Origin of the sequence: Kitasatospora sp. NBC_00374, from assembly GCF_041434935.1 — a bacterium.
Lineage (GTDB): Bacteria > Actinomycetota > Actinomycetes > Streptomycetales > Streptomycetaceae > Kitasatospora.
This window is the reverse complement of sequence record NZ_CP107964.1, coordinates 2,933,022-2,948,335: the sequence shown is the minus strand read 5'-3', so window position 1 is coordinate 2,948,335 and position 15,314 is coordinate 2,933,022. Positions and strand designations below refer to the sequence as shown.

The 15,314-nt window shown below is 73.4% G+C and carries 15 protein-coding genes; 9 read left to right on the top strand and 6 right to left on the bottom strand.

Going from position 1 to position 15,314, the window contains the following annotated elements; translation table 11 throughout:
- The first annotated feature begins 33 nt into the window (after positions 1–33).
- The 5 genes from OG871_RS13240 (at position 34) to OG871_RS13220 (ending at position 5,690) form a co-directional block, all read left to right on the top strand.
- Positions 34–1,755 carry a hypothetical protein gene (locus OG871_RS13240; RefSeq protein ID WP_371496949.1) on the top strand — a complete coding sequence of 574 codons (1,722 nt, stop codon included), beginning with the start codon at positions 34–36 and terminating at the stop codon, positions 1,753–1,755.
- Positions 1,752–2,711, top strand: coding sequence for a sortase (locus tag OG871_RS13235; protein ID WP_371496948.1), 960 nt, complete (start codon positions 1,752–1,754; stop codon positions 2,709–2,711). Before OG871_RS13240 ends, OG871_RS13235 begins: the two co-directional genes overlap by 4 nt.
- 27 nt (positions 2,712–2,738) lie before the next feature.
- On the top strand, positions 2,739–3,563 hold the full coding sequence (locus OG871_RS13230) for a phosphate ABC transporter ATP-binding protein (RefSeq protein ID WP_371496947.1): 825 nt from the start codon (positions 2,739–2,741) through the stop codon (positions 3,561–3,563).
- 152 nt (positions 3,564–3,715) lie between these two features.
- Positions 3,716–5,077 carry a hypothetical protein gene (locus OG871_RS13225; RefSeq protein ID WP_371496946.1) on the top strand — a complete coding sequence of 454 codons (1,362 nt, stop codon included), beginning with the start codon at positions 3,716–3,718 and terminating at the stop codon, positions 5,075–5,077.
- Positions 5,078–5,114: 37 nt separating this feature from the next.
- Positions 5,115–5,690 carry a hypothetical protein gene (locus tag OG871_RS13220; protein ID WP_371496945.1) on the top strand — a complete coding sequence of 192 codons (576 nt, stop codon included), beginning with the start codon at positions 5,115–5,117 and terminating at the stop codon, positions 5,688–5,690.
- Between the two features lie 27 nt (positions 5,691–5,717).
- On the opposite strand, the gene OG871_RS13215 is transcribed toward OG871_RS13220, so the two are convergent.
- Entirely contained in the window at positions 5,718–5,984 is a 267-nt protein-coding gene (locus OG871_RS13215) for a protealysin inhibitor emfourin (protein ID WP_371496944.1), read from the bottom strand.
- A 91-nt stretch (positions 5,985–6,075) separates the two neighbouring features.
- Entirely contained in the window at positions 6,076–7,095 is a 1,020-nt protein-coding gene (locus tag OG871_RS13210) for a M4 family metallopeptidase (protein ID WP_371496943.1), read from the bottom strand.
- A gap of 330 nt (positions 7,096–7,425) precedes the next feature.
- Here OG871_RS13210 and leuA point away from each other — a divergent pair, with 330 nt between their 5' ends.
- The 4 genes from leuA (at position 7,426) to OG871_RS13190 (ending at position 11,894) form a co-directional block, all read left to right on the top strand.
- Entirely contained in the window at positions 7,426–9,207 is a 1,782-nt protein-coding gene (gene leuA / locus OG871_RS13205; protein ID WP_371496942.1) for a 2-isopropylmalate synthase, read from the top strand.
- Between the two features lie 225 nt (positions 9,208–9,432).
- A complete protein-coding gene (locus tag OG871_RS13200; protein WP_371496941.1) occupies positions 9,433–10,098 on the top strand; it encodes a TerB family tellurite resistance protein in 666 nt (221 codons plus the stop codon).
- A gap of 207 nt (positions 10,099–10,305) precedes the next feature.
- On the top strand, positions 10,306–11,052 hold the full coding sequence (gene recO / locus OG871_RS13195; protein WP_371496940.1) for a DNA repair protein RecO: 747 nt from the start codon (positions 10,306–10,308) through the stop codon (positions 11,050–11,052).
- A gap of 2 nt (positions 11,053–11,054) precedes the next feature.
- The gene (locus OG871_RS13190; RefSeq protein WP_371496939.1) at positions 11,055–11,894 is read left to right on the top strand and encodes an isoprenyl transferase; all 840 of its coding nucleotides are present in this window, start codon (positions 11,055–11,057) and stop codon (positions 11,892–11,894) included.
- 64 nt (positions 11,895–11,958) lie between these two features.
- Here OG871_RS13190 and OG871_RS13185 read toward each other — a convergent pair whose 3' ends face one another.
- From OG871_RS13185 to OG871_RS13170, 4 genes are read right to left on the bottom strand one after another with little or no spacing between them, the layout of a single operon-like run.
- Entirely contained in the window at positions 11,959–12,369 is a 411-nt protein-coding gene (locus OG871_RS13185) for a Fur family transcriptional regulator (protein ID WP_371496938.1), read from the bottom strand.
- Positions 12,370–12,404: 35 nt separating this feature from the next.
- On the bottom strand, positions 12,405–13,325 hold the full coding sequence (locus tag OG871_RS13180; protein ID WP_371503293.1) for a metal ABC transporter permease: 921 nt from the start codon (positions 13,323–13,325) through the stop codon (positions 12,405–12,407).
- Positions 13,325–14,152: a metal ABC transporter ATP-binding protein gene (locus OG871_RS13175; protein WP_371496937.1), complete on the bottom strand. Its 828-nt coding sequence runs from the start codon at positions 14,150–14,152 to the stop codon at positions 13,325–13,327. Before OG871_RS13175 ends, OG871_RS13180 begins: the two co-directional genes overlap by 1 nt.
- 17 nt (positions 14,153–14,169) lie before the next feature.
- Positions 14,170–15,117 (bottom strand): metal ABC transporter substrate-binding protein, encoded by a 948-nt coding sequence (locus tag OG871_RS13170; RefSeq protein ID WP_371496936.1) that lies wholly within the window; start codon positions 15,115–15,117, stop codon positions 14,170–14,172.
- Between the last annotated feature and the right edge of the window lie 197 nt (positions 15,118–15,314).

Below are 15,314 nucleotides of genomic sequence, written 5' to 3'. Positions count from 1 at the left end.
CACCCGCACCCGCTCCCTAGGATGACGACGCCGATGCGCCGATGGCTCCTGGCCCTTGTCCCCGTCCTGATGCTGCTCCTGCTGCCGGTTGCCCGTGCCGCGTACGGTGCGCAGGAGTCGGCGCCGGCCGAAGGCCCGCAGGCGCAGACCTTCGGCATCCAGCCGGCCGGCGCCACCGAGCCCGACTCCCGGGGCACCTTCTCGTACGCGGCCACACCCGGGGCCGTGGTCAAGGACCACGTCGCGGTCTGGAACTACAGCGACCAGCCGCTCACCCTGCGGCTCTACCCGGCCGACGCGTTCAACACCGACTCCGGCGGCTACGACGTGCTGCCCGAGGGCCGGCCGTCCGGTGCGGCCGGCACCTGGCTGAAGGCCGCCGCCGACTCGCTCACCCTGCCCGCCCGCAGCCGGCAGATCGTGCCGTTCACGCTGGCGGTGCCCGCCGACGCCACCCCCGGGGACCACCCGGCGGGCATCGTGGTGGCGCTGCGGCAGGAGAGCAAGGACGCCCAGGGCAACCCCGTCACCGTCGACCAGCGGGTCGGCGCCCGGGTCAACGTCCGGGTGGCGGGGGCGCTGCGGGCCGAGCTGAAGGTCGAGGACGCCCGGGTCGCGTACCACCCCAGCGCCAACCCGCTCGGCACCGGCCGGACCACGGTCAGCTACACCGTCCGCAACACCGGCAACGTCCGGCTCGGTGGCAGGCAGGCCGTGCGGGTGACCAATCTGTTCGGCTCGGTCGCCACCGGGTCCGCCCCGGCCGACCTGCAGGAGCTGCTGCCCGGCAACGCGGTCTCCTACCGGGTCGAGGTCTCCGGCGCGTACCCGACGTTCCTCGGGACGGCCGGCATCACCGTCGACCCGCTGCCGATCGGCGCCGACCACGACCCCGGCCTGACCAGCACCGTCCACAAGCAGCGCTACGCCGGCGTCCCGTGGGCGCTGCTGGCCGTCCTGCTGCCGCTCGCCGCGGCCGGCACCTGGTGGTGGCGCCGCCGGCGCCACCACGCCCGGCTGGCCGCCCTGCCGGTGCCGAGCCCGGCCGCCGCCCCGGTCGCGGTGGGCCTGCTGCTGCTCGCGCTGCTGACGGCGGGCCAGTTCGCCGGCGCGCCGACCGCCTCGGCCGCCGACGGCGGCACCCTCGTCTTCGACTACCCGGCCGGGCACGACGACGACTCGATCGACCTGCTGACCTCCGGCCCCTGCCCGGATCCGGCCACCGCCTACCTGAGCATGCGGATCACCGGCGAGGGTTTCCCGCCCGAGGGCGCTCCGCTGGCCGGCACGGTGGCCGCCACCGCCTACCGGCAGGCCGCCAACGGCGGGTACGTGATGCCGCTCGGCAACACCCTGCGGGTGGTCGCGAACCGCAGCGGCGCGGGCGCGCTGCACGGCGCCTACACCGTCACCGCGACCTGCCGGGCCAAGGTGAACCCGACCGCGCTGCGCGAGTTCAGCGGCGTGCTGACCTTCACCACACCGACCACCTGGCAGACCGGCGCGGTGGCCCCCGAGGGCGCCATCCACGAGGCGGCCGCCGACCCCGCGAAGACCGCGGCGGACCACGGCACCGCCGGGGCGCCGGCGCCGACCGGCGCTCCCACGGCCGCCCGGCAGCGCGCGTCGGGCCTCGGGCCCGGCTCCTGGGCGGCGATCGCCGGCGGCCTGCTGCTGATCGGCTGGGTGGCCGTCCCGCCGCTGCGTCGCCGGCTGGCCCGGCCCGCGGCCGACCCGCAGGGGAGCACCGAGTGACCGTCACCGTCGTCGAGGCCCCGCCCGGCCCGTCCGTCCCGCCGCCGGCTCCCGTTCCGGCCCCGCGGCGCCCGGCCCGTCCCCGACTGCTGCCCGACCGGCCGCAGCTGATCGGCGCGGCGCTCGCGATCACCGCGGCTCTGCTGCTCGGGCTGCTGCTGGATCTCGGGCCGCTCGGCGGCCTGCGGCACCTGCGCGACCACGAGTCGGGCTACGCCGAGCTGCGGGCGAGCCTCGCGGCCGGCACCGTCCCCATCGGCCAGCTCGACAAGGACGGCCGGCCGGTCGTGCCCGGCACCCCGGTCGCACTGCTGGAGATCCCGCAGCTGGGCCTGCGCGAGGTGGTCCGGGAGGGCACGGCCGGGGGAGTGCTGGAATCCGGCCCGGGGCACCGCCGGGACACCCCGATGCCCGGCCAGGCCGGGACCAGCGTGCTGCTGGGCCGGCAGGCCGGCTTCGGCGGCCCGTTCGGGGTGCTGCGCAGCCTCCGGGCCGGCGAGACCTTCACCGTGACCACCGGTCAGGGCCGCCGCGACTTCCGGGTCGTCGCCGTCCGCCGGGCGGGCGACCCGGTGCCCGCACCGCCGCGGACGGGCTGGTCGCGGGTGCAGCTGGTCACCGGCGAGGGCCCGCTCTACGCCCCGTCCGGCACCCTGCTGGTCGACGCCGACCTGGTCGACGCCCCCGACACCGAGGACGACGTGCAGCCGGCCAACCCGCGGCCGCTGACCGCCGCGGCGCTGCCCGCCGCCGAGCGGGCCATGGGCACCGACGGCGCCGCCTGGATCCCGCTGGTGCTCTGGGGCGAGGCGCTGCTGCTGGCGGCGGTCGCGCTGGCGCTGGCCTGGGTGCGCTGGGGCCGCGCGCAGGCCTGGACGGTCGGGGTGCCGGTGCTGGCGGCGCTCGCCCTCGCGGTGGCCGACCAGGTCGCCCAACTGCTGCCCAACCTGATCTGACCACCCCGACAACCCGAGGAGAGCTGGATGACCAGCACCGACGCGGTCTTCGAGACCACGGCCGTCCTGCCCGCCCCCGCCGGCCCGGCGGGCACCCTGGACGCCCGGTCGCTGTCCGCCTGGTTCGGCCCTCGCAAGGTGCTGGAACAGGTGTCGCTGACCATGCCGGCCGGCCGGGTCACCGCCCTGATCGGGCCCTCGGGCTGCGGCAAGTCGACCTTCCTGCGGATCCTCAACCGGATGCACGAGCTGATCCCCGGGGCCACCCTGGCCGGCGAGGTGCTGCTGGACGGCGCCGACATCTACGCGCCCGAGCGCCGGCTGACCGCCGCCCGGCGGGACATCGGGATGGTGTTCCAGAAGCCCAACCCCTTCCCGGCGATGTCGATCTACGACAACGTGGTGGCCGGTCTCAAGCTCACCGGGATCCGCGCCTCACGGCCCGAGAAGGACCACCTGGTGGAGGAGTGCCTGACCAAGGCGGGGCTGTGGCGCGAGGTCGCCGACCGGCTGCGCCAGCCCGGCGGGGCGCTCTCCGGCGGCCAGCAGCAACGGCTGTGCATCGCCCGCTCGCTGGCCGTCCGCCCGAAGGTGCTGCTGATGGACGAGCCCTGCTCGGCCCTCGACCCGACCTCCACCCGGCGGATCGAGCAGACCATCCGCGAGCTGGTGCGGGAGGTCACCATCGTGATCGTCACCCACAACATGCAGCAGGCCCAGCGGGTCTCCGACCACTGCGCGTTCTTCCTGGCCGAGCAGGGCACCCCGGGGGCGATCGTCGAGCACGGCCCCACCGACGCGATGTTCACCGCACCGGTGGACATTCGGCTAGCACTTGTGGCCGGGCCGTGATCGGAGACCATGCGGCCTGACCATATGATCGGGCGGTGCACCGTGATCTCATCGATGGAGTGCCCGTTCTGTGGGCAGATGCCCCGGGTCCGCTGTCCGCGGCCCTGATCTTCGGCTGTGGCGCCCGGGACGAGACTTTCCGAACCCTTGGCGTGACCCACCTGGTCGAACACCTCGCCATGGGCACCCTGCCGCGGCTGCACCACGAGCACAACGCCCAGGTCGACCTGGAACTCACCCAGTTCACCGCCACCGGCCGCCCCGACCAGATCGTCGCCTACCTGGACCGGGTCTGCCGCGCCCTCGCCGACCTCCCGGTCGACCGGGCCGACCGGGAGAGCGGCGTCCTCGCCGCCGAGGACGGCTGCGCCGCCCACCCCACCACCGGCGCCCTGCTCTCCCACCGCTACGGCGTCCAGGGCCTCGGCCTCGCACCGTGGAACGGCCCGGGCCCGGACCGGATCCCGCTGGACGCCGTCCGCGACTGCGCCGCCCGCTTCTTCCACGCCGGCAACGCCGTCCTCACCCTCACCGGCCCGCCGCCACCCGGCCTGCGGCTCCCGCTGCCCGACGGCGAACGCCCCGACCGCGGCAGCGCGCAGCCGGTCCGGGTGGCCGGCTCCTCCTGGCAGGAGGACGCCGTGCCGGGCCCGGGCCTCGGCCTGCACTGCGACCTCGCCGACCAGGGCGTCCAACTCGCCATGGCCGTCCTCCAGGAGCGGCTGCGCACCGTCGCCCGGCACCAGCGCGGGCTGTCCTACGACGTCTCCTGCGACCGCGCGCTCTCCGGACCGGGCCGCGGCGACCGGGTGATCCACCTGGACGCCCGCGACGGCGAGGAGCGGCAGGTCGCCGAACTGCTGTGGCAGCAGGCCGTGCTGCTGGCCGCCGAGGGCCCGTCCGCGCAGGAGGTGGCGGAAGAGGTCGAGGCCGCCCGCGAGCTCTTCCTGGACCCCCGGGCGGTGGAGGTGGAACTGGAGTTCGCCGCCAACGCCGAACTGCTGGGCTGGACCTACCGCAACGTCGCGGACCGGCTCGACCTGCTCGACAAGGTGACACCGGAGCAGGTCCGGGAGGCCTTCGCCGGGGCCATGGACAGCGCCCTGCTGGCGGTGCCGGCCGGGACCCGGCCCGCCGTCCGCCGCGCCGACGGCACCGAACTGCCCGAGGGCGGCTGCGCCGGGAACACCGAACTCCCCCGGGACGGGCGGACGTTCCGGGCACCCCTGCGGGACCGGCTGACCGGCGCCGCGGCCCGCCGGGCCCGGCTGGTGCTGACCGAGGAGGGACTCTGGGCGCGGATGCCGTCCGGCGTCGTCCACCACATCCCCTTCGCCGACGTGGTCGGGGTGGAGATGCACACCCCCGGCCGGGTGGTCTTCGGCCGCGACAACTGTGTGATCCCGGTGATGCCGGAGCTGTTCGCCGGGATCGGCCCCGCGCTGCGAGCCGTCGACGAGGCGGTTCCCGCGGAACTGCGCTACCCGGCCTCCGCCTTCACCAGCGCCGACTGACCCCGGCCGCCGACCCCCGACTCCCGGAGAACGACCCGTGCCCACCTACGCCCTGATCACCCGCGCCACCGAGGAGCAGGTGCTGACCGCGCTGCGCCCGTCGAAGCTCGGCGGCTACCTCCTGCCGGACGGCGAGCGCGGCACCGGCGTGCTCTTCGACCCGCTCAGGCCCCGCTTCGGCAGGATCTCCTCCCGCCGGCTGGTCAGCCCGGCCTGGGACCTCGCCTGGGAGTTGAAGCAGCCGGTCTGGCTGCTGCGGGACAACGAGTGGGGCACCTGCGCGACGCTCGTCCTGGGCAACGGCGACACCGAGGAGCTGGGCTGGAGCGCCGACTGGACGCCGCCCGCCGACCCGGCCGAGAACGCCGCCCACCGCGAGGCCTGGGACCGCTACTGCGCCTGTGTGGCCGACCGCGCCGGGCTGCCGGAAGCGGCGCTGGCCGGGATCCGCAACGACCCCGCCCCCGACGGCAGCCGGGCCTCCGGCGCCGAACTGCTCGGCCGGCTCTGCGCCCTGGTCGGGGTCTCGGACGCGGTGGTCGGCCAGTCGCTGTACGAGCAGGCCGGGCCGCGGGGCCGGGAGGCGCGCCGCTTCGAGGCCCGCGGCCGCTGAGCCGGCCCTGCGTCACCCGCCCCGGCGCTACCCGCCCTCGCGCAGTACCAGGCTGACCAACTCCTGCTGGGAGTTGGTCAGTTTGGGATCGGCGCAGAACACCGTCCGGCCGTCCACGGTGATCTCGTAGTGGAAGCCGTCCGGTACGCCGTACGAGGGCGCGCGCAGTCCGCCGGCCACCGCCTCGCGCGCGAGGGCGTGGACGTGCGGCGCGTCGCGGCGCTCGGCGGTGTCCAGCTCCGCATGCTGGACGCGACCGGCGAGGCCGCCGGTCCGGGTCACCTGGATACGCATGGTCGTCAGTTTGCTACGGAGTGGTGCGTTTTGCCGAGGGTTTTCACAGACTCTGCCCGTTGATGCCCGATGTAAGGGCGCCGGGGGCCGGTCAGCCGGTGCTGATCCCGACCTCGGACCAGGCGGCCGTCACGGTGTTGGCCGCGGTCTCGTCGAAGCGCCTGCGGGCGGCGGCCACCGTCGCGCGGGCGAAGGCGGTGAAGTCGGCGTCGTGCGCGAGGCCGCCGGTCGTGACGGTGTCGTACCAGACCTGGCCGGCGCACTCCCAGGCCGGGCCGCGCAGGGCGGTGGCCACCAGGTAGAAGGCGTGGTTGGGGATGCCGGAGTTGATGTGCACCCCGCCGTTGTCCTGCACGGTGTCCACGTAGTCGTCCATGTGCGCGGGCTGCGGGTCCTTGCCGAGGCGCTCGTCGTCGTACGCGGTGCCCGGGTCCTTCATCGAGCGAAGCGCCACCCCGTGGACGCCCGGGGCGAGCAGGCCGGCGCCGATCAGCCAGTCCGCCTGCTCGGCGCTCTGCCCGAGGGCGTACTGCTTCACCAGGGAGCCGAAGACGTCGGACAGCGACTCGTTGAGTGCGCCGGACTGCCCCTGGTAGTCCAGGCCGGCGGTGTACTGGGTGACGCCGTGGGCGAGTTCGTGGCCGATCACGTCCAGGCAGGAGGTGAAGTCGACGAAGATCACCCCGTCGCCGTCCCCGAAGACCATCCGGCTGCCGTCCCAGAACGCGTTGTCGTAGTCCCGCCCGTAGTGGACGGTGGCGTCCAGGGGCAGCCAGGCGCCGTCGATCGAGTGGCGGCCGTAGACCTCCTCGAACAGGGCGAAGGTGGCACCGAGTCCGTCGTAGGCGCGGTTGACCGTGACGTCGGTGGAGGCGGGCCCGCCCTCGGCGCGCACCGTGCGGCCGGGCAGCCGCCGGGTGTGCCGGGCGTCACCGATGGTGCGGGACAGCTCGTGCGCGGGGGCGGCGGTCGGCAGCAGGGTGGCGAGCCGGCTCTCCCGGTGCAGGGTGTCCAGGGCGAGGGAGCGCCGGGCGGCCTCGTGGCCCTGCTCGGCGAGCCGGTCGAGGACGAAGGGGGGGACGATCGTGCAGTGACGCGGGGCAGCAGTCATGTTGCCAAGGGTGACGCATCCATGACTTCTTGTCACCATCGCGCGCAGCGACGCGGTGTCTCAAGGGGTGGAATCGTGGTGCGGTTCACTTCGTGCGCCCCGGGAGCTGGGTTACGCTGGGCTGCATCATGCGTTACGGGCTGCTTCTTCTTAGCTGCCGCGGCGAGGGCCTCTAGATCACCAGAAGGCCGGCTCCCTCGCCGCGGGGACTGTGCTGTGCCCATGCATCCTCCAGTGATGCGGTTCGATGCGGCGCAGTAGTCGGCCCGGTCGGGTGTCCACCGCCCCGACCCAGCCCGCAATCGACATCGGAAGCCGAGAGTCTCATCCATGACTGAGCAGTCCTCCATCGCTCGTGCGTTCATCGACCGTCCCACCCCCGTCACCGCCTCCACCGTCCAGCAGAAGCCGTCCGGTATGCCGTTCCACCGGTACGTGCCGTTCGGCACGGTCGACCTGCCGGACCGCACCTGGCCGAGCAAGGTGATCACCCAGGCCCCGCGCTGGCTGTCCACCGACCTGCGGGACGGCAACCAGGCGCTGATCGACCCGATGTCCCCGGCCCGCAAGCGCAAGATGTTCGACCTGCTGGTCAAGCTGGGCTACAAGGAGATCGAGGTCGGTTTCCCGTCCTCCGGCGCCACCGACTTCGACTTCGTGCGCTCGATCATCGAGGAGGGCGCGATCCCGGAGGACGTCACCATCTCGGTGCTGACGCAGGCCCGTGAGGACCTGATCGAGCGCACGGTGGAGTCGCTGGTCGGTGCCCACCGGGCGACCGTCCACCTGTACAACGCGACCTCGCCGCTGTTTCGCCGGGTGGTGTTCAAGGGGTCCAGGGACGACATCCGCACCATCGCCGTCGACGGCACCCGGCTGGTGATGGAGTACGGCGAGAAGCTGCTGGGCGAGGAGACCGTCTTCGGCTACGAGTACTCGCCGGAGATCTTCATCGACACCGAGCTGGACTTCGCCCTGGAGGTCTGCGAGGCGGTGATGGACGTCTGGCAGCCGGGTGAGGGCCGCGAGATCATCCTGAACCTGCCGACCACGGTCGAGCGTTCCACCCCGAACGTCTACGCCGACAAGATCGAGTGGATGTCGCGGAACCTGTCGCGCCGCGAGTTCGTCGCGCTGTCCGCGCACCCGCACAACGACCGGGGCACCGGCGTCGCCTCGGCCGAACTGGCCGTGATGGCCGGCGCCGACCGCGTCGAGGGCTGCCTGTTCGGGCAGGGCGAGCGCACCGGCAACCTGGACCTGGTCAACGTCGGGATGAACCTGTTCTCCCAGGGCGTCGACCCGATGATCGACTTCTCCGACATCGACGAGATCCGCCGCACCTACGAGTACTGCAACAAGATGGCCGTCCCCGAGCGCCACCCGTACGCCGGCGACCTGGTCTACACCTCGTTCTCCGGCTCGCACCAGGACGCCATCAAGAAGGGCTTCGACGCGCTGGAGGTCGACGCCGCGACGGCCGGCGTCCCGGTCTCGGAGTTCACCTGGGGCGTGCCGTACCTGCCGATCGACCCCAAGGACGTCGGCCGCTCGTACGAGGCCGTCATCCGGGTCAACAGCCAGTCCGGCAAGGGCGGCATCGCCTACGTCCTGAAGAACGACCACAAGCTGGACCTGCCGCGCCGGATGCAGATCGAGTTCTCCCGGATCATCCAGGCCAAGACCGACGCCGAGGGCGGCGAGGTCACCCCCGCGGCGATCTGGTCGCTCTTCCAGGACGAGTACCTGCCGACCCCGGCCAACCCCTGGGGCCGGATCGCGCTGAGCGGCTCGCGCAGCCTGACCACCGAGGACGGCCGGGACGCGCTGTCCACCGAGGCCGTGGTGGACGGCTCCCCGGTCACCCTGACCGGCACCGGCAACGGCCCGGTCTCCGCCTTCGGTGACGCGCTGGCCCGGATCGGCGTCGACGTCCGGGTGCTGGACTACGCCGAGCACGCGCTGAGCGAGGGCGGCGACGCCCAGGCCGCCGCGTACGTCGAGTGCGCGGTGGACGGCAAGGTGCTGTGGGGCGTCGGGATCGACGCCAACACGGTGCTGGCCTCGCTGAAGGCCATGGTGAGCGCCGTCAACCGTGCGCAGCGCGGGTAGTTCGTACGAGGGAAGATTTCGCGGGTCGACGCGTGCCACACCCCTTCCGGGTGTGGCACGCGTCACAAATTTTCGCAGCGGCACCCGTTCGGGGTGCTGACACGTGCCGGTAACCGTGGCAACATCGACGCACCGGAAACGGGGTCGGTGGGACGTCCCCGGCGTCCGGTCGCGTGACCTGCCCACTGATGCGCAGGCCGCCTGCCATGTCTGGGGAGTGGCACCGTGACAGGGTTGTGGGGTGTCCGCCCCCGGTGGCGGACGGACGTTCTCGGTGAGTTCTTCTGCCCGGGCTGTGGCGGGGACCGCAACTACCGCCGGCAGCACGGCCGGCGGTGGCTGCGGCTGTTCGGCACCCCGGTGCTGCCGCTCGGCCCGGTGATCGGCAGCGTCCAGTGCACCTCCTGCCACGGGCGGTACGGCACCGAGACCCTGGACCAGCTCACCTGCGTCCGGCTGGCCGCGATGCTGCGGGACGCCCAGTACACGGTGGCCCTGGCCGCGCTCGCGGCCGGCGGCACCGCGGGCCGGGCCGGCCGGGAGGCGGCCTGCGCGGTGATCCGCGACGCCGGCTTCGAGGACTGCGGCGAGGCCCAGGTGCTGGCCGCGCTCGCCGCGCTCTCCGGCCACGCCGGCGGCGAGCCGCTGGACGTGGACGGCGTCGGCAGCGGGCTGGCCGTCGAACTGCACGCCGCGCTGGAGCCGCTCGCCCCGCACCTCGCCCAGCAGGGCCGCGAGCGACTGCTGCTGCAGGGCGCCTGGATCGCCCTGGCGGACGGCCGCTACCTCCCCGAGGAGCGGGCCGCGCTGGCCGTCGTCGGGCGCTGCCTGAAGCTCTCCCAGACCCGCGTCGGCGAACTGCTGGCGGCGGCCACCCGCACCCCGCACTGAAGCCGCCCCCGACACCGCCGCGCGATCCCCACCGGCCGGGCCCGCTCCCCCCTCCGGGCCCGCCGTGTCCCGCACCCCACGGGCGTCCCCCCACGGCCCGGGTGCGGGCACACGGCTGCCCCCGATCCGGTCGGCCGCAACCACCCCCGCGCTGCGGGACAATGGTGGGATGTCCACACTGTCCGACCGTCCCCGGCGGGGCCCGGCATGAGCCTGTTCCGCGACGACGGCGTGGTGCTGCGCACCCAGAAGCTCGGCGAGGCCGACCGGATCATCACCCTGCTCACCCGCCAGCACGGCAAGGTACGCGCGGTCGCCCGCGGCGTCCGCAAGACCAAGTCGAAGTTCGGCGCCCGGCTGGAGCCGTTCTCCCACGTGGACGTGCAGTTCTTCAGCCGCGGCAGCGAGCTGGTCGGCCGTACGCTCCCGCTGTGCACGCAGGTGGAGACCATCGCGCCGTACGGCGGCCCGATCGTCGGCGACTACGGCCGCTACACGGCCGGCACCGCGATGCTGGAGACGGCGGAACGCTTCGCCGAGAACGAGGGCACCCCGGCCGTGCAGCAGTACCTGCTGCTGGTCGGCGGGCTGCGCACGCTGGCCGCCGGGCAGCACCAGTCGCACCTGGTGATGGACGCCTTCCTGCTGCGCTCGCTCGCCGTCAACGGCTACGGCGCCAGCTTCACGGACTGTGCCAAGTGCGGGCTGCCCGGGCCGAACCGGTTCTTCTCGCTCCAGGCGGGCGGGGTGCTGTGCGCGGACTGCCGAGTGCCCGGAAGTGCCGTACCCTCCCCTGAGACACTGGTACTGCTGGGCGCGCTGCTGTCGGGGGACTGGCAGACGGCGGACAACTGCGAACCCCGGTACTGGCGTGAGGGCAGCGGGCTGGTGGCCGCCTATCTGCAGTGGCACCTGGAGCGGGGAATCCGCTCGATGAGATACGTGGAGAAGTGAGCATGGCAGCGCGACGGCTGTTCGGCAGCAAGAAGCGGGACTACATCACCCCGGAGCCGCACCCGAGCGGCGCCCGGCCGCCCAAGCTCCCGGGCGAGCTGGTGCCCAACCACGTCGCGTGCGTGATGGACGGCAACGGCCGGTGGGCGAAGGAGCGCGGCCTGCCGCGCACCGAGGGCCACAAGGTCGGCGAGGCGGTCGTCCTGGACGTGCTCAAGGGCTGCCTGGAGATCGGGGTCAAGAACCTCTCGCTGTACGCCTTCTCCACCGAGAACTGGAAGCGCTCCCCGGACGAGGTGAAGTTCCTGATGAACTTCAACCGGGACGTCATCCGCCGCCGCCGCGACGAGATGGACGAGCTCGGCATCCGGATCCGCTGGGCCGGGCGGATGCCGAAGATGTGGAAGAGCGTCGTCCAGGAGCTCCAGATCGCCCAGGAGCAGACCAAGGACAACGACGCGATGACGCTGTACTTCTGCGTCAACTACGGCGGCCGGGCCGAGATCGCCGACGCGGCGCAGGCCATCGCCCGGGACGTCGCGGCCGGCGTGCTGGACCCGAGGAAGGTCAACGAGAAGACCTTCGCCAAGTACCTGTACTACCCGGACATGCCGGACGTGGACCTCTTCCTGCGGCCCAGCGGCGAGCAGCGCACCTCCAACTTCCTGGCCTGGCAGTCCGCCTACGCCGAGCTGGTGTTCCAGGACGTGCTGTGGCCGGACTTCGACCGGCGTGACCTGTGGCGGGCCTGCGAGCAGTTCGCGCGCCGCGACCGCCGCTTCGGCGGGGCGATCCCGAACGCCGTCGAGGACGAGACGCCCGACCTGCCGGCCCAGCGCTGAGCGACAGGTACGCGAGCGGGGCCCGGGTTCGACCGAACCCGGGCCCCGCTCGCGTACCTGTCGCTCAGGCCTTCTTGGCGCACTCCGCGCAGGTGCCGAAGATCTCCAGGGTGTGCGCGATGTCGCTGAAGCCGTGCTCGGCGGCGACGGCGTTGGCCCAGCGCTCCACGGCGGGCCCCTCCACCTCGACCGTCGCGCCGCACTGACGGCAGACCAGGTGGTGGTGGTGCCCGCTGCTGCACCGGCGGTAGACGGCCTCGCCGTCCGCGGTGCGCAGCACGTCCACCTCGCCGGCGTCGGCCAGCGACTGCAGGGTGCGGTACACGGTGGTCAGCCCCACCGAGTCGCCCCGGTGCTTGAGCATGTCGTGGAGTTCCTGCGCGCTGCGGAAGTCCTCGATCTCGTCCAGGACCGCTGAGACGGCGGCTCGCTGCCGAGTCGATCGCGCGCGCGGCGACGGGCCTGCGGTGGTCACCGTGAGTCCTCCTGGTGGTCGGGTGCTGTCGCACCTCATTGTGCCAGCCCCGTACTGGAGAGCGGGGCGTCCGTACGGCTCCCGTCCTCCTGCCTCGGCAGGGCCACGTCACAGACCGCGGGAGCGCCCTGCGGTTCGGCCCGGTGCCGGCGCCGTGCCAGCGGGGCCGCGACGGCGCTGAACAGCGCGAAGGCCGCGATGGCGAGCAGCACGATGGCCGGGCCTGACGGCACGTCGGCCTGGTACGAGCCGGCGACCCCGAGCACCGCGACGCCGATCCCGAGGCCCACGGCGGCGGCCTGGGTGGCGGCGAAGGACCGGGTGAGCTGCTGGGCGGCGGCCACCGGCACCACCATCAGCGCGCTGACCAGCAGCAGGCCGACCACTCGCATGGCCACCGTGACGGTGACCGCGGCCGTGACGGCGAGCAGCAGGTTGAGCAGCCGCACCGGGATGCCGGTGACCCGGGCGAACTCCTCGTCCTGGCAGACCGCGAACAGCTGCCGGCGCAGGCCCACGGTGACGGCCACGACGACGGCGGCCAGACCGCCGATGACCCACAGATCGCTCGCCGAGACGGTGAGGATCGAGCCCCACAGGTAGCTCTCCAGGCTGCTGCTGCCGGCCTGCGGGCTCATGCTGACCAGCAGCTTGCCGCAGGCCATGCCGCCGTAGAAGAGCATCGCGAGGGCGATGTCGCCGCGCTGGTTGCCGCGCGAGCGGACCAGCTCCATGACGATCGCGCCGAGCACGCAGACCACCACCGCCATCCAGACCGGGCTGGTCTGGAAGACGAAGCCGAGGCCGACGCCGGTGAGCGCGACGTGCCCGATGCCGTCGCCCATCAGGGCCTGGCGGCGCTGCACCAGGTAGATGCCGACGGCGGGGGCGGTCACGCCGACCAGGACGGCGGCGACCAGGGCCCGCTGCATGAAGTCGAACTGGAGCATCTCGATCATGACAGCAGCCCCTGGGCGCTCAGGTGGTGGTCGTCGGCGTGCGGGTGCACATGGTCGTGGCCGGGCAGGGCGTGCTGGCCGACCCCGCGCGGCGGCGGCCCGTCGTGCGCCACGCAGCCGTCCCGGAGCACCACGGCCCGGTCGATCAGCGGCTCCAGCGGCCCGAGTTCGTGCAGCACCAGCAGGACGGCGGTGCCGCGCACGACCTCGCTGCGCAGGGTGTCGGCGAGCACCTGCTGGCTGTCCAGGTCCACGCCGGCCATCGGCTCGTCCATGATCAGCAGGTCCGGCTCGCCGACCAGCGCCCGGGCGATCAGCACCCGCTGGTGCTGGCCGCCGGAGAGCCCGGCGACGCCGTCCGAGGCCCGGTCGAGCATGCCGACGGCCGCCAGCGCGCGGTCGACCGCGGCGCGGTCCTTGCGGCGGAACGGCAGCATCCGGTGCTGCGGGAGCCGCCCGGTGGAGACCACCTCGCGGACGGTGGCGGGCACGCCGCCGGCGGCGGTGGTGCGCTGCGGCACGTAGCCGATCCGCCGCCAGTCCCGGAACCGGCCGTACGGGGTGCCGAACAGCTCCAGCGTGCCGCGCTGCAGCGGCACCGAGCCGATCACGGCCTTGACGGTGGTCGACTTGCCGGAGCCGTTGGCGCCGAGCAGGGCGACCACCTCGCCCGGGCGCACGGTGAGGTCGATGCCGCGCAGGACGGGCCGTCCGCCGAGCGCGGCGGTGGCCTCGCGGAGGCGGACGGCCGCCGGCGCGGTGTCCGGGTCCCGGGGCTGCCGCGCCGGGCCGGAGCCGACCGCGGGGGAGGTGACGGAGCTCATGGGTGGGTGGTGTCCCCTCAGCTGGTGGCGCCGAGCGCGGCCTGGAGGTTGGTGAGGTTCTGCTTCATGACCGAGAAGTAGTCGGCGGTCGCCGGGTCCTTGACGCCCTCGATCGGGTCGAGCACGGCGGTCCTGAGCCCCAGGTCGTGGGCGACGGTCTCGGCCAGCCGCGGGTCGACCAGGGTCTCGAAGAAGACGGTGCCGACGCCGTGGTCCCGGGCGGCCTGCTGGATGGTGGCGAGGCGGGCCGGGGTGGGCTCGGCCTCCGGGTCGACGCCGTTGATCGCGACCTGCTCCAGCCCGTAGTGGTCGGCGAGGTAGCCGAAGGCGGCGTGGCTGGTGACGAAGGTCTTGGTCTTGACGCCCTGGAGGCCGTCCCGGAACTCGGTGTCCAGGGCGGTCAGGCGGGCGACCAGCTCGTCGGTGTTGTGCCGGTAGTCGGCGGCGTGCGCGGGGTCGGCCTTCGCGAACTCCGCGCCGACGCTCTGCGCGACCGCGGCGTACCGGGTCGGGTCGAGCCAGATGTGCGGGTCGCCGGCCGCGCCGGGGTGCTCGTGGCCGGCCTCGCCGCCCTCCTCGGTGCCCTCGTCGAGGTGGTGGTCGACCAGCGGGGAGGCGGCGGTGGCGTCGACCACGTGCTGGGAGTGGGTGCCCGCGACGGCCTTGTCGACGCTCGGCTGCAGGCCCTTGAGATAGACGACGGCGCCGGCGCTCTGGACCGCGGCGACCTGCTTGGCCTTGAGTTCGAGGTCGTGCGGCTCGACGCCGGCGGCGGTGAGGCCGGTGACCTGGACGTGGCCGCCGCCGATCTGCTCGGCGAGGAACTCCATCGGGTAGAAGGACGCCACCACCTTCAGCCTGCCGTCACCCGTCGTGGCGCTGGAGCTGCCGCCGCAGGCGGTGAGCAGCAGGGCGCCGACGGCTGCGGTGGCGGCGAGGGCTATCGAGGAGCGGCGGATCATCATGACAACCATTCTCATCTTGTTTGGAAATGATTGTCAACTCACCCGATTGGCTGATCGTGGAGCACGAATGTGCGAGGTCCGCCGCGCAGGCGCGCGGTGAAACCGGTGTGACAGTGGGGCACGTGCGCCCGGTAACCTGGGGCATTCGGGTGCGTGCAACCAGCCGCGCCTTGACCGTGCCGTCGTACTGAAGAGAG